Here is a 14,248-nt window from a genome sequence, read left to right on the forward strand (position 1 = left end):
TTACCAACGATAGTGAGAGAACGCGCGGTTGGCCTCGGCCATCTTGAAGACGTCCTCACGCTTCTTGACGGAAGCGCCCAGGCCGTTGGAGGCGTCGAGGATCTCGTTGGCGAGACGCTCGGCCATGGTCTTCTCCTTGCGAGCGCGGGAGAAGTTGACGATCCAACGGATACCCAGAGCGGTGGAACGACGGGAGTTGACCTCCATCGGGACCTGATAGGTAGCGCCACCGACACGCTTGGGCTTAACCTCGAGCGTGGGCTTGACGTTGTCCATAGCCTTCTTGAAGGTAGCAAGAGCGTCGCCACCCTCGGACTTCTCGGCAACGATCTCGAAAGCGGTGTAAACGATGCGCTCAGCGGTGGCCTTCTTGCCGTCAAGAAGGACCTTGTTGATGAGCTGAGTCACCAGGCGGTTGTTGTAAACGGCGTCAGGCTGAACCTCACGACGATTAGCTGCTGCACGACGCGGCATGTGAAATCTCCTTAAGTGTCTACCGTGCGGCGCTCAAGACGGCACACGGCGAAAGTATCAAAACGTTATCTAGCTTATTTAGCCTTGGGGCGCTTAGCACCGTACTTGGAACGGGCCTGCATACGGTTCTGGACCGGAGCAGCGTCGTAGGCGCCACGGATGACGTGATAACGGACACCAGGGAGGTCACGGACACGACCGCCGCGGACGAGCACGATGGAGTGCTCCTGCAGGTTGTGGCCCTCACCCGGGATGTAAGCAGTAACTTCGATGCCGTTGACAAGGCGAACACGGGCAACCTTACGAAGAGCCGAGTTCGGCTTCTTGGGGCTCGTGGTGAAGACGCGGGTGCACACGCCGCGCTTCTGGGAGTTGTGCTGCAGAGCAGCGTTCTTGGACTTCTTGGGCACGGAACGACGGCCCTGGCGAACCAGCTGGTTAATAGTAGGCAAAGCGTACTCCTTCTCGAATGATTCCAGCTCTCTGTAAAGTGCAACGGCTTGAATCGAGGGGTCAGCATCCCCCTACGAAACACGCAGTTCGATAGGATACGTGGCGTTAGCTGTGCCGTCAACAGACCACGCCGCCGGGCGTATCCCAAAATGAGCACATTTCCGCAAAGCCTACACAAAAGGAATCTCCTCCTGTGCGCGGGGGGCGGATTCCCGGGCCGGGCGGCACAGGGGTTAAGTTTGCTGCTCTACAGTCCTGGCTCGCACGGAGGCCACATTAAGTGGCCTCCGGCTCATGCGGAACTCGCGACAAACTTAAACAGCGGGCGGCCCGTTCCGGGAATCCGACGCGCTCGTCGGGGCAACGTTCCTCATCAAAAAAGACCCGCTTCCCTACTGGGAAACGGGTCTTTGGAAGGACGGTTAACGTACTTGGAAGTTACTCCTCGTCGTTGTCCTTGGCCTCTTCGGCGTCGTCGGTGTCCACGAGCTGGTTGAGCAGCTCATCGAGAGAAGCCATGTCCTCGTTGATGACACCGTTGGCGGGAGCCTTCTTGTCGTCGATCGGGGCGCCCAGGAGCTCCTCGTCGGCGTCGGCGTGATGCGTCGGAGCGGAGGTACCCAGCAGAATATCGTCCGGACCGTCGGGGCTAAAGACCATCTGTAGCAGCTGCGAGAGGTCTTCCTCGTCGGCAACGTCGTCGTTGTTCTCGAGGATGTAGAGCAGGTCGTGGGCCTCCAGGCCGTCACGGAGCTCCTCGATCGCCTTGGCACCGATGCCATCGATGCGCAGCAGATCTTCCTCGGACTTGCCGACCAGGTCGCCGACCGTCTCGATGCCGACCTCGCTGAACTTGTTGGTCCAGCGCTGCGACACGCCCAGGTCGTCGAACAGGTACAGGCGAGCCTTCTCGGCGGAGATGGTGTGGCCGTTGCGGGTGAACGAACCGTCAGCACCGCCGAACTCGTCGTAGCCGGCCCAGTCGAGCTGCTGCGGGAGCTGCTCGTCCAGGTCCTTGAGCTCCACAGGAGCCCACTCAGGCAGCGACTTGGCGTTGGGCGAAGCCGGGCCATCGATGTCCACGTAGCCATCGGCCGTGCGATACGTCAGCTTGGCGTTGGCGTACGGCTTGAGGCCGGTACCGGCAGGAATCTTCTTACCAACGATGACGTTGGACTTAAGGTCGAGCAGGTGGTCGACCTTGCCCTCAATGGCAGCCTCGGTAAGGACGCCGGCGGTACGGATGAACGAAGCGCTCGACAGCCAGGAGTCGATGTTGGACGCGACCTTGAGCGTACCCAGGATGACGGGCTCGGCCACAGGAGCCTGACCGCCCAGACGGGCAACGCGCTCGACCTCGTCAGCAAACTCGTAGCGGTCGACGTACTGACCAAGCAGGTACTTGGAGTCACCGGGGTTGGTGATCTGAACGCGACGCAGCATCTGACGTGCGAGCACCTCGATGTGCTTGTCGTTCAGGTCGACGCCCTGGCTGGTGTAGACGTCCTTGACGCTCTCGACGAAGGTGTGCATCGTCGACTCGATGTCGGTCAGCTTGCGCAGGTTGCGGAAGTTGACGAAGCCCTTGGTGATCTGGTCGCCGGCGCGAACCTCGCAGCCGTCCTCGATCTCGGGCATAAAGCGCACCGAAGCGGGGACGCGACGCTCGTCGAGAACACGGGTGTGGTCCTCGGAGTCGGTGAGCGTCAGCACGTACTCGGACTTCTCGGGCTTAATCGAGAGGTGACCGGAGTACGGAGCCAGCTCGGCCTCGCGACCCAGGATCTTCTCGTTGACGTTGCCGACGATATCGAACATACGGCTGACCGTAGGCAGGCCCTGCGTAATATCGTCGACGCCAGCGACGCCGCCGGAGTGAATGGTACGCATCGTAAGCTGCGTACCGGGCTCACCGATGGACTGGGCGGCAATAATGCCGACCGCGGTACCGATGGCGACCGGACGACGGGTGGAAAGATCCCAGCCGTAGCACTTCTGGCACACGCCGTACTTGGAGCGGCAGGTGAGCAGCGCGCGAAGCTTGACCTTCTTGAGGCCCGCATCGACCATCTTCTGGATGTCGGCGACCTTCTCGATGTAGCCGTCCTGCTCAAAGAGCACGGTGCCATCGGGAGCCACGACGTCCTCAATGAAGCAACGGCCGACGAGGTCGGTGTTGAGGTCGGTGGTGCCGGGGATGATGAGGTTGTAGGTGACGCCCTCGTGCGTACCGCAGTCCTCCTCGCGGACGATGACGTCCTGGGCCACGTCGACCAGACGACGGGTCAGGTAACCAGAGTCCGAGGTGTGGGATGCGGTATCGACCAGGCCCTTACGGGCGCCGTAGGTCGAAATGAAGTACTCGAGCGGCAGCAGGCCCTCGCGGAAGTTCGCCTTAATGGGAAGGTCGATCGTCTCGCCGGACATGTCTGCCATCAGGCCACGCATGCCGCCGAGCTGACGCAGCTGGGTCTTAGAACCACGGGCGCCGGAGTCGGCCATCATATAGAGCGGGTTCTCCTCGTCGAACAAGTCGAGCATGAGCGCTGCAACCTTGTCGGTACAAGCGGTCCACTCGTTAACGACTTCGATGTGGCGCTCCGTCTCGTTGATGAAGCCCTCCTCGAAGTACTCGTTGATCTGGTCGACGTTGGCCTGGGCGCGATCGAGCAGCTCCTGCTTCTCGGCAGGGATGAGAGCGTCCCACACCGAGATGGTGAGGCCGGCGCGGGTAGCGTAGTGGAAGCCGGAGTACTTGATGGCGTCGAGGATCGGGCCGACCTTGGCCTCGGGGTAACGATCGCAGCAGTCGGCAACCAGCTTGGCCACATCGCCCTTGACCATCTTGTAGTTCATGAACTCATAGTCTTCGGGCAGGCACTGGCGGTTGAAGATGATGCGGCCGATAGAGGTCTCGAAGCGCGCGGTCTTGTTGCCGGTAACGTCGTAGTCGACGAACTCGTTCTTGCCGTTCTTGACGCGGAAGATACGGGTGCCGTCCTCGTTGATGACGTTGGCATCGGCAGCGGACACGCGAACCTGGATCTTGGCCTGCATGTCGACCTCGGAGCGGCAGTCATAGGCGTGCAGCGCGTCGTCGAAGCTGGCGAACACGTGGTTCTCGCCGGGCAGGCCGTCGCGGACCTGGGTGAGGTAGTACACACCAATGATCATGTCCTGCGAAGGGATGTTAACCGGCTTGCCGGATGCCGGCGAGCGCAGGTTGTTCGCAGAGAGCATGAGCACGCGAGCCTCGGCCTGAGCCTGGCTGGACAGCGGCACGTGGACAGACATCTGGTCGCCGTCGAAGTCGGCGTTGAAGGGCGAGCAGACCAGCGGGTGCAGGTGGATAGCCTTGCCCTCGACCAGCACCGGCTCAAAGGCCTGGATGGACAGACGGTGCAGGGTCGGTGCACGGTTGAGCAGCACGACGCGACCGTCGATGACCTCTTCGAGGATATCCCACACAAAGGTGGCACCGCGGTCGATAGCGCGCTTGGCGCCCTTGATGTTCTCGACCTTGCCGAGCTCGACCAGGCGCTTCATGACGAAGGGCTTGAAGAGCTCCAGCGCCATGGTCTTGGGCAGACCGCACTGGTGCAGCAGCAGCTTGGGGTCGGTAACGATTACCGAACGGCCGGAGTAGTCGACACGCTTGCCCAGCAGGTTCTGACGGAAACGACCCTGCTTGCCCTTGAGGGCCTCGGCGAGCGACTTGAGCGGGCGACCGCCACGGCCAGAGACCGGGCGACCACGACGGCCGTTGTCGAACAGGGCATCCACGGACTCCTGGAGCATGCGCTTCTCGTTGTTCACGATGATCGCAGGGGCGTCCAGGTCGAGCAGGCGCTTGAGTCGGTTGTTACGGTTGATCACGCGACGATACAGGTCGTTGAGGTCGGACGCGGCGAAGCGGCCGCCGTCGAGCTGGACCATCGGGCGCAGATCGGGCGGAATGACCGGGATGACATCCAGGATCATGTTCGCGGGGCTGTTGCCGCCCTTCAGGAAGGCGTCAACGACCTCGAGGCGCTTAACGGCCTTCTCGCGCTTCTGCTTCTGGGAATCCTCGTCGGCGATGATGGCCTTGAGCTTCTCGGCCTCGGAGGGGAGGTCGATGGCAGCGAGCAGGTCGCGGACGGCCTCGGCACCCATACCACCCTTGAAGTACATGGAGTAGTAACGGGTCATCTCGCGGAACAGCGGCTCATCGGAGATGAGGTCGCGCTCGGTGAGCTTCATGAAGGCGTTGAAGGCGTCCGTGCGGAGCTGCTTCTCGTCCTTGCACTCTTCCTCGATGTCGACGATGCCAGAGGCGATCTCCTCGGGGGTCAGCGGCTCCTCGTCGGAGAACTCGTCAAAGTTCTCGGGGTTGCCCTGCTCCTTGAGGGACTCGATCTGGCGGGCGCACTCGGCATCGATCTCTTCCAGATCGGCGGCGAGCTCCTCGCGCAGGTCGTCAGCGTCGGCCTCGCGAGCCTCGTAGTCGACCTCGGTGATGATGTAGCTGGCAAAGTACAGAACCTTCTCGAGGTCCTTGGACTTGATGTCGAGCATACGGCTCATCGGGAAGCTCGTGGGGCTCTTGAAGTACCAGATGTGGGACACGGGAGCGGCGAGCTCGATGTGACCCATGCGCTCGCGACGAACCTTGGCCGAGGTGACCTCGACGCCGCAGCGCTCGCAGACGATGCCCTTAAAGCGGATGCCCTTGTACTTGCCGCAGGAGCACTCCCAGTCCTTGGCGGGACCGAAGATCTTCTCGCAGAACAGGCCGTCCTTCTCGGGCTTGAGGGTACGGTAATTGATGGTCTCCGGCTTCTTGACCTCACCGTGCGACCAGGAACGGATCTGGTCGGCGGAGGCAAGGGAGATCTTTACCGAGTCAAAATCAGTAGCTTCGAAATCTGCCACAGTCAACTACTCCTTATCAGTGGTCGTGGCGGCGACAGCCTCGGGTGCCTCGGCGGTCTCGGCATCCTGGGCCTCGACGTCGGTGTCAACGCCGGCGAGCGCAGCCAGGTCGTCGAGAGCAGAGGTCTCCTCGGCGGTCACAGGGGCGGAGGCGTCCTCGTCGGCATCGTGCATGGGCTCGATGTCCAGTGCGAGGGAACGGATCTCCTTGACGAGAACCTTGAAGGACTCGGGGATACCCGGAACCGGGACGTTCTCGCCCTTGACGATGGACTCGTAGGTCTTGACGCGGCCCACGGTATCGTCGGACTTGACGGTCAGGATCTCCTGCAGGACGTTGGCAGCACCGTATGCGTACAGTGCCCAAACTTCCATCTCGCCGAAGCGCTGGCCGCCGAACTGAGCCTTGCCGCCCAGCGGTTGCTGGGTAACCAGGCTGTAAGGGCCGGTCGAACGGGCGTGGATCTTGTCGTCGACCATGTGGCCGAGCTTGAGGATGTAGGACGTACCCACGGTAATGGGCTCGCGGAACTCCTCGCCGGTGCGGCCGTCGAACAGGCGGGTCTTGCCGCGCTCGTCAAGCTGGGTGACAAACTCGGGGCGCATGTGATCGCCAAAGGCAGCGGTGGCCTTGTTGAGCATGTTCTTGTTGGCGCGACGGATGACCTCGGCGATCTCGTCCTCCTTGGCGCCGTCGAAGACGGGCGTCGAGACGAAGAACGGACCGGGGACATACTTGTCGGAGTCGGCATCCTCGGTATCCCAACCGCAGGCAGCAGCCCAGCCAAGGTGGCACTCGAGCAGCTGACCGACGTTCATACGCGAAGGAACGCCCAGCGGGTTGAGGATAACGTCGATCGGGGTACCGTCAGCCATGTAGGGCATGTCCTCGACCGGCAGAACGTTACAGATAACGCCCTTGTTGCCGTGGCGACCGGCGATCTTATCGCCCTGCTGGATCTTACGACGCTGGGCGACGTAGACGCGCACCTGCTCGTTGACGCCGGGGGCCAGGTCGTCGCCGTTCTCGCGGCTAAAGCGGACGACGTCGATGACGCGGCCATAAGCGCCGTGAGGCATCTTAAGGGAGGTGTCGCGAACATCGTGAGCCTTGGCACCGAAGATGGCGCGCAGCAGGCGCTCCTCGGCGGTCAGAGCGCTCTCGCCCTTAGGCGTGACCTTGCCGACCAGGATGTCGCCAGGGCCGACCTCGGCGCCGATGCGGATGATGCCGTCCTCGTCGAGGTTGGCAAGCATGTCCTCGGAGAGGTTCGGGATCTCGCGAGTGATCTCCTCGGGGCCGAGCTTGGTGTCGCGGGCGTCGATCTCGTGACGGGTGATATTGATGGTCGTCAGCAGGTCCTCGGCCACCAGGCGCTCGGACACGACGATACCGTCCTCGTAGTTGAAGCCTTCCCACGGCATGTATGCCACGGTGAGGTTCTGGCCCAGTGCGAGCTCGCCATGATCGGTCGAAGGACCGTCGGCCAGAGGCTCGCCCTGCTCAACGGTGTCACCGACGCGCACGAGCGGACGGTGGTTGATGCAGGTGGACTGGTTGGAGCGCTGGTACTTGGCCAGGTGATACTCGTCCATGCCGCCGGCGTGCTTGACGATAATCTTGGAGGCGTCGGCATAGATGACTTCGCCGGCGTTCTTGGCCAGGGTAACCTCGCCAGAGTCCAGGGCGGCGCGACGCTCCATGCCGGTACCGACATAGGGAGCGGCGGGGTGAACCAGCGGCACGGCCTGACGCTGCATGTTGGCGCCCATGAGCGTACGCTTGGCGTCGTCGTGCTCGAGGAACGGAATCAGCGTGGCTGCGACGGAGAGCATCTGACGCGGCGAGACGTCCATGTAGTCGACGTCCTCGACAGGCACGTCGGCGGGAGCGCCGAAGGAGCCGTCGAAGTCGCGGGTACGGGCGATCACGGTATGCGGACGGACGATCTTGCCCTCGGCATCGGTCGTGATGAACTCGTTGGTCTTGGGATCGAGCGGCGTGTTGGCCGGCGCGATGACGTGCTTCTCTTCCTCGTCAGCGGTCATCCAGTCGATCTGATCGGTGGCAACGCCGTTCTCGACACGACGGAACGGGGCCTCGATGAAGCCATACTCGTTGACGCGGGCGTAGAGGGCGAGCGAGCCGATCAGGCCGATGTTGGGGCCTTCGGGGGTCTCGATCGGGCACATGCGGCTGTAGTGCGAGTTGTGAACGTCGCGGACGGCCGTCGGCACGTTGGTGCGGCGGCTGGAGCCCGACTTGTGGCCGGCAAGACCGCCGGGGCCGAGTGCGGACAGACGGCGCTTGTGGGTCAGACCGGTCAGGGGGTTTGCCTGGTCCATGAACTGCGAGAGCTGCGAGGAACCGAAGAACTCCTTGATAGAGGCCACGATCGGACGGATGTTGATGAGCGACTGCGGGGTGATCTCGTCGATGTCCTGGGAGCTCATGCGCTCACGGACGACGCGCTCCATACGGCTCATACCGATACGGAACTGGTTGGCGACGAGCTCGCCGACGGTGCGAATGCGGCGGTTGCCAAAGTGGTCGATGTCGTCGACCTTGAAGCCCTGCTCGCCAGCAGCGAGGGACAGCAGGTAGCGCAGCGTAGCGACGATATCCTCGTCGGTGAGCACCGTGACCTCTTCCTCGGTGGTGAGGTTGAGCTTCTTGTTGACCTTGTAGCGACCGACGCGGGCCAGATCGTAGCGCTGCGGGTTGAAGAGCAGGCCCTCGAGCAGGCTGCGGGAAGCATCCACGGTGGGAGGCTCGCCCGGGCGCAGGCGACGGTAGATCTCGATAAGAGCATCCTCGCGGGTAAGGGCGGTATCGCGCTCGAGGGTGCGCTTGATCACATCGGAGTTGCCGAGCAGCTCGATGATATCGTCGTTGGTGACGGCGATGCCAAGGGCGCGCAGGAACATCGTGGCGCTCTGCTTGCGCTTACGGTCGATGGAGACCATGAGCTGGTCGCGCTTGTCGACCTCAAACTCAAGCCAGGCACCGCGGGACGGGATGATCTGGGCCTTGTAGATCTGCTTGCCCGAATCCATCTCGGAGCTGTAGTACACGCCCGGGGAGCGGACGAGCTGCGAGACGACGATACGCTCGGTACCGTTGATGATGAAGGTGCCCTGATCGGTCATCATGGGGAAGTCGCCCATAAAGACGAGCTGCTCCTTGATCTCGCCGGTCTCCTTGTTGGTGAGACGGACGTCAGTCAGAAGCGGGGCCTGATAGGTCATGTCCTTCTCGCGGCACTCCTCGACGGTGTGCGCGGGATCGCCAAACTGATGCTCGCCGAAGGTAACCTCGAGAACATGGTTCTGACTCTGGATGGGGCTGGATTCCTTGAACGCCTCACGAAGGCCCTCGTCCTTAAAACGCTCAAAGGATTCCCTTTGAACAGAGATAAGGTTGGGGAGCTCCATGGCCTCCGGGATTTTCCCGAAGCTGACGCGCTTGCGCTCAGTGGCAGTGTATGCGTAGGTCACCAGGTTTTTCCTCCTTCACGGAAATGCTCGGTGGATTGGCGAGGCATAGCTTCGCCAGTTATCGCAACCTAATAGTTTATCAGGTACCGACCGTTGAGCAAGAAAAGCCTTGACGTGATTGAGTTTTTGGAGTAGCAAAGTTTTTCGACAGAAAACATGCAGGTAGATGGATGTGCATCGAACACCTGTTCATATATTTTCTGTGAACAGAGGGTTAGCAATCGCAGCTCTTATAAAAAAACGGGCGCAAACCGAAGTCCGCACCCGTAAATGTCGATGCCCGAAGGCTTACTTACGCATCAAACCGCCGCGCTCGTCGATGGCATCCCAGAAGGCGCCGGCAAAGCGAGGATCGCTTGCAGCCATGAGGGCGTTGGTGGCCATCCAGCCAGACGGGGTACCGGTATCGTAGCCCGACAGCGGGTCGATGACGACGGCGTACATGGCCTCGCGGTCGAGCGAGCGGGCCATGGCGTCGGTCAGCTGGATCTCGCCGCCCTTACCGGCCTGCTGATCGGCCAGCAGGTCCATGACCAACGGGCTCAGCAGGTAGCGACCGACGATGTACAGGTTGGACGGAGCCGCCTCGGGAGCGGGCTTCTCGACCAGGCCGCCGATGCGCCAAACGGCACCGGGCTCGTCGTCGGCGGCATTCTCGAAGCCCTCGAGAGCGCCCACGCGATCGCCGGCGATAACGCCATAGCGGCTGACTTCCTCGGGAGCGCACGCGGCAACGGCGATAACAGAAGCGCCACCGTGCTCCTTGGAGACGGCAAGCATCTTGTCGCAGATGTCGCGGTTGGGCACAACGTAGTCGCCCAGAAGAACCAGGAAGTTCTCCCCCGCCACAGCGTCAGCGGCAGAGCGAATGGCGTGACCGAGGCCCTTGGGCTCGTACTGATAGCGGAAGTCGACCGGCATACCGCCCGCATGGGCGACGGCGTCGGCATAAGCATCCTTGCCGCGCTCGCGCAGCAGGTTCTCGAGCGAACGATCGGGCTGGAAGTAGCTCAGCAACTCGGGCTTGCCGGGAGAGGTGACGATAATGGCGTCGTCGACCTCCTCGGGGTCGAGCGCCTCCTCGACGACGTACTGGATGACCGGCTTGTCGAGCACCGGCAGCATCTCTTTAGGCGTGCACTTGGTGCCAGGCAGAAAACGCGTGCCAAGACCGGCGGCGGGGATGATTGCCTTCATAGTATTCAGGGATCCTTTCGCAGGCGCAGGATGCGCCCTGTGCGTGCGGCACGGCGGCCGCAGACCAAATTGCGATACCGGTTTATCTTACCGCCGTTAATTAACGTTAATGTAGGCAAGCGCCATTCTTCAGCAGGTCAACGCAAATTATTGCTCGAATGGTGCAATTTTATCGCCCAACGGTAGCGACCCCAAAGCACCGCAAGCGGCAGCAATTTGTATGCCGAGCCAACAAAATAGAAGGATCAAAACGAAAAAGACGGGGCTCGCAATGCGAACCCCGTCTGCAAAGAAATCTGGCGAGAAAGCCTGATTACTTGAGGGTGACAGCAGCGCCAGCAGCCTCGAGCTTCTCCTTGGCAGCCTCGGCGTCCTCCTTCTTGGCACCCTCGAGAACAGCCTTGGGAGCGCCCTCGACGACCTCCTTGGCCTCCTTCAGGCCAAGGTTGGTGAGCTCACGGACGGCCTTGATGACCTGGATCTTGTTGTCGCCGAAGCCCTCGAGCACGACGTCAAACTCGGTCTTCTCCTCGGCCTCAGCAGCGCCAGCGGCGGGAGCGGCGACAACAGCGGCAGGAGCAGCGGCGGAAACGCCGAAGGTGTCCTCGATAGCCTTAACGAGCTCGGAAGCCTCGAGAAGGGTCATTTCCTTAAGAGCATCGATGATCTCATCGGTGGTAAGCTTAGCCATTTCTAAGTCCTTTCGGTTTCCGTGTCTGTGCACGGAGATCAGTTAAAACACGGCGCGAATGCGCCAGGGGTGCGGCGTTGCCGCCGCGGGTGAAAACAGCGACTAGGCTGCCTTCTGCTCGGAGACCTGCTGGATCGAACGAGCGAGACCAGAGGAAACGCCGTTGACGCAGACAGCGATGTCGCGAGCGAAACCGGAGATGAGACCGGCAATCTGGCCGAGAAGCTGGTCCTTGGTGGGCAGCTCGGCGATAGCCTTAACATCATCAGCGGAAACGGCCTTGCCGTCGGAGATACCGCCCTTGATCTCAAGGACGCCCTTGGACTTAGCGGAGAAGTCCTTAAGGGTCTTAGCGGCCTCGACCGGCTCGGTCTCGTAGAACACATAAGCGACGGGGCCGGCGAGGATCTCGTCGAGCTCGGGCTGCTCCTGGTTCTTGAGAGCGATCTTGACCAGGTTGTTCTTGTAGACCTTCATCTCGGCGCCGCACTCGCGAAGCTGATGACGCAGCTCCTGAGCCTGCTTAACCGTCAGACCGTTGTAGTTGACGACGAACAGACCGGCGTTCTCGGCGATACGGGACTCAATCTCTGCAACCTTGTCGATTTTGTACTGCTGGGGCATGAATTACACCTCCTCGAATTCTTTCCGGGCACGGTCCGCCACAAGGACGTGACGGGGGCATGTCCAAAAAGAAAGCCCCCGCGCTGCATGAGCGACGGGGGCGAGAAGACATATCTACTCGACCACCTCGGCTGGCGGGATATCCCATTAAGCTCGCGGGCAATGCCCGTTTGCACCGGCTGTCTCTGGCAGCGGATTCGTGCGTGAACCGAAATTATTATGGCGGGGACCCCGGCGTCGGTCAACGGAAATCCGGGCTGCACACAATTCCACCATTCCGACCGCGCCGCCGAAGGCCGGGCGCAAGGTTTTCGCTCGGTCAGGTCCTGGGCTCGCTCGGAAAGCACATTAAGTGCTTTCCGGCTCGTGCGGAATCTACGAAAACCTTGCGCCCGGCCTTCGGCGGCGCGGCCTGCGGTGACTTTGGGGCAGCCCGGTTTTCCGTTGAGCGACGCCCCCACGCATAACCCTTATGTCGGTGGGCTGATGTGTTGCGTCCCCGATGGCTACAAGGTTGAAATGAAGGTGGACAGGCGATTTAGGCCTTCGCCCAGATCTTGGTCGGATACGCAGTAGCTTAGGCGGATGTGGCCTTCGGTGCCGAAGCAGTCTCCCGGGACTAGGGCTACGTTTGCCTCTTTGATGGCTTTGATGCAGAAATCTTCGCTTGTTAGGCCGTACTGTTTGATGTTGGGGAAAGCGTAGAAGGCGCCTGCCGGTTCCACTACGTCGAGGCCCATGGCGTCTAAGGCCGCGAGCGCGCGTTCGCGGCGGGCTCGGTAGACTTTGAGCATGGGGGTTGGGTCGACGGTCAGGGCTCGGGCCGCGGCGTCCATCTCAAAGGAGACGGCGCTCGATACTAGGTATTGGTGGGCCTTTGCGATCTCGGCGATGACGGGGGTTGCCGCTGCGAGCCAACCTAAACGCCAGCCGGTCATGGCCCAGGGCTTGGAGAAGCTCTCGATGACCACCGTCTGCTCGCGTAGCTCCGGGTGGCGCTGGGCAAATCGCTCGTAGCCGTCCACGTAGACCAGGCGGTTATATACGTCGTCGCAGACCACGTAGATGCCCGCCTGCTCCGCCACGTGTGCCACGGCGTCGAGCGATGCCGCGTCGAGGATGCAACCCGTGGGATTGTTGGGCGAGCAGATGACGATGGCCTTAGTCGCCGGCGTCACACAGGCACGAAGCGCCTCCTCATCAATCTGGAATTGCGCAGGCTCTGTATCCAAAAAGACCGCTTTGGCGTGATTGGCCACGACGATGCTCTCGTACAGGCCAAAGGCCGGCGTGGGGATAATGACCTCGTCGCCGGGGTTGAGCATAGCCATGAATGTTGCCGACAGGGCCTCGGTCGCGCCGTCGGTCAGGATGACCTCGTCGGCGGAAAACGCCAGGCCCGCGCCACCCATGTAGGCAGACAGCGCTTCGCGCAGAGCGGGGCGACCGTTGTTGGGCGGATAGTGCGTGTCGCCGCGGTCCAACGAAGCGGTCACCTCGGCGCTAATCATATCGGGCGTGGAAAAATCGGGCTCGCCGAGCGCGAGCGCAATGCATCCTGGGTACTGGGCAGCGAGCGCGTTAATCCGACGGATGCCGGAGGGCTTGAGCGTGGCAAGCGAGGTGTTCATGGGCAGACGCATGGCGTTCCTTTCGTAAGGGTTGCACTAGGATAGCGCGGCGAGGCACCGCCAGACGGTGTAACCTAAACGGAAACCAACCGGAAAGGAGGCGGCATGGAGACGACCACACGCGGCGATGTGCCAAAAACGTTGCGAACCATTGCGTATATCAGCATTCCCGATAGCGCCGATCTTGAGTTTTTGCTCTGGGACCTGCAGGATGCCATCGCCGCCTATGCTCAGCTTTCCGACACCGCGCTCCCCCGCCCGATCGATTTGGAAGCGGATGATGCCGGTGCAGTCGATGGCATCGTGCTAGCCATTGAAGATGTGGCTGACGATGAGACGTTGACAGCTATCGAGCAGGCGCTTGAACGCTTTGGCGGTACGGGAACGCGCGTCTATGCCGCGATTCGAGCCGCACAAGAGGGCGCTAAGCAGGCGCGCGGGACCGCCGTTCGTCTGCACAAGGCATGTGAGCGCCATGACCAATTGTGGTGTGGCGGCGTTGTCGTCTGTGCCGGCAGCGGTATTGCGGCGCTTCGCCACTCCCCGCGTATGGGCCTCTTGCGCCGGCCATTTTCCGAAGCGATGGACAAGCTCGTAGGCGCCGTTCGCATGGGCTGCTCCGTCGAGCATGCGCAGCGACTTGGCGGCGGCAATGCCGTCAACGCCAACGTCGACGGCATGGTTTGCGCCGAGCCAGCCGTGCCCGCGCCGATCTGGCGAGGCGTTCTGAAACGCCTCGGCGCCCGCGCCCAATCAGATATCTAAA

9 protein-coding genes are annotated in these 14,248 nt (G+C 61.7%); 1 reads left to right on the plus strand and 8 read right to left on the minus strand.

The window, feature by feature from the left end:
• The 8 genes from rpsG to ACGHEN_RS08405 form a co-directional block, all read right to left on the minus strand.
• Positions 1–474, minus strand: a complete 474-nt coding sequence (rpsG, locus tag ACGHEN_RS08370) for a 30S ribosomal protein S7 (protein WP_006235013.1) — start codon at positions 472–474, stop codon at positions 1–3.
• Between the two features lie 74 nt (positions 475–548).
• A complete protein-coding gene (rpsL, locus tag ACGHEN_RS08375) occupies positions 549–926 on the minus strand; it encodes a 30S ribosomal protein S12 (protein ID WP_006235012.1) in 378 nt (125 codons plus the stop codon).
• A gap of 439 nt (positions 927–1,365) precedes the next feature.
• Entirely contained in the window at positions 1,366–5,841 is a 4,476-nt protein-coding gene (locus tag ACGHEN_RS08380) for a DNA-directed RNA polymerase subunit beta' (protein WP_390398725.1), read from the minus strand.
• Positions 5,842–5,847: 6 nt separating this feature from the next.
• Positions 5,848–9,276, minus strand: a complete 3,429-nt coding sequence (locus tag ACGHEN_RS08385) for a DNA-directed RNA polymerase subunit beta (protein WP_231500742.1) — start codon at positions 9,274–9,276, stop codon at positions 5,848–5,850.
• A 351-nt stretch (positions 9,277–9,627) separates the two neighbouring features.
• Complete coding sequence (locus ACGHEN_RS08390) at positions 9,628–10,536, minus strand: UTP--glucose-1-phosphate uridylyltransferase (RefSeq protein WP_390398728.1); 909 nt, start codon at positions 10,534–10,536, stop codon at positions 9,628–9,630.
• A 313-nt stretch (positions 10,537–10,849) separates the two neighbouring features.
• Complete coding sequence (gene rplL / locus ACGHEN_RS08395) at positions 10,850–11,227, minus strand: 50S ribosomal protein L7/L12 (RefSeq protein WP_006235005.1); 378 nt, start codon at positions 11,225–11,227, stop codon at positions 10,850–10,852.
• A gap of 102 nt (positions 11,228–11,329) precedes the next feature.
• Complete coding sequence (gene rplJ, locus ACGHEN_RS08400; protein ID WP_117646079.1) at positions 11,330–11,851, minus strand: 50S ribosomal protein L10; 522 nt, start codon at positions 11,849–11,851, stop codon at positions 11,330–11,332.
• Positions 11,852–12,357: 506 nt separating this feature from the next.
• Positions 12,358–13,494: a pyridoxal phosphate-dependent aminotransferase gene (locus ACGHEN_RS08405; RefSeq protein ID WP_390398732.1), complete on the minus strand. Its 1,137-nt coding sequence runs from the start codon at positions 13,492–13,494 to the stop codon at positions 12,358–12,360.
• Positions 13,495–13,587: 93 nt separating this feature from the next.
• Here ACGHEN_RS08405 and ACGHEN_RS08410 point away from each other — a divergent pair, with 93 nt between their 5' ends.
• Positions 13,588–14,247 (plus strand): hypothetical protein, encoded by a 660-nt coding sequence (locus tag ACGHEN_RS08410; RefSeq protein WP_390398734.1) that lies wholly within the window; start codon positions 13,588–13,590, stop codon positions 14,245–14,247.
• The last annotated feature ends 1 nt before the right edge of the window (position 14,248 follow it).

This window comes from Collinsella sp. i06-0019-1H4 (genome assembly GCF_042849575.1).
Classification (GTDB): Bacteria; Actinomycetota; Coriobacteriia; order Coriobacteriales; family Coriobacteriaceae; genus Collinsella.

Coding starts and splice junctions, on each gene's coding strand:
- rpsG (WP_006235013.1), bottom strand. CDS start 474: ATGCCGCGTCGTGCAGCAGCTAATCGTCGTGAGGTTCAGCCTGACGCC.
- ACGHEN_RS08385 (WP_231500742.1), bottom strand. CDS start 9,276: ATGGAGCTCCCCAACCTTATCTCTGTTCAAAGGGAATCCTTTGAGCGT.
- ACGHEN_RS08390 (WP_390398728.1), bottom strand. CDS start 10,536: ATGAAGGCAATCATCCCCGCCGCCGGTCTTGGCACGCGTTTTCTGCCT.
- rplL (WP_006235005.1), bottom strand. CDS start 11,227: ATGGCTAAGCTTACCACCGATGAGATCATCGATGCTCTTAAGGAAATG.
- rplJ (WP_117646079.1), bottom strand. CDS start 11,851: ATGCCCCAGCAGTACAAAATCGACAAGGTTGCAGAGATTGAGTCCCGT.
- ACGHEN_RS08405 (WP_390398732.1), bottom strand. CDS start 13,494: ATGCGTCTGCCCATGAACACCTCGCTTGCCACGCTCAAGCCCTCCGGC.
- ACGHEN_RS08410 (WP_390398734.1), top strand. CDS start 13,588: ATGGAGACGACCACACGCGGCGATGTGCCAAAAACGTTGCGAACCATT.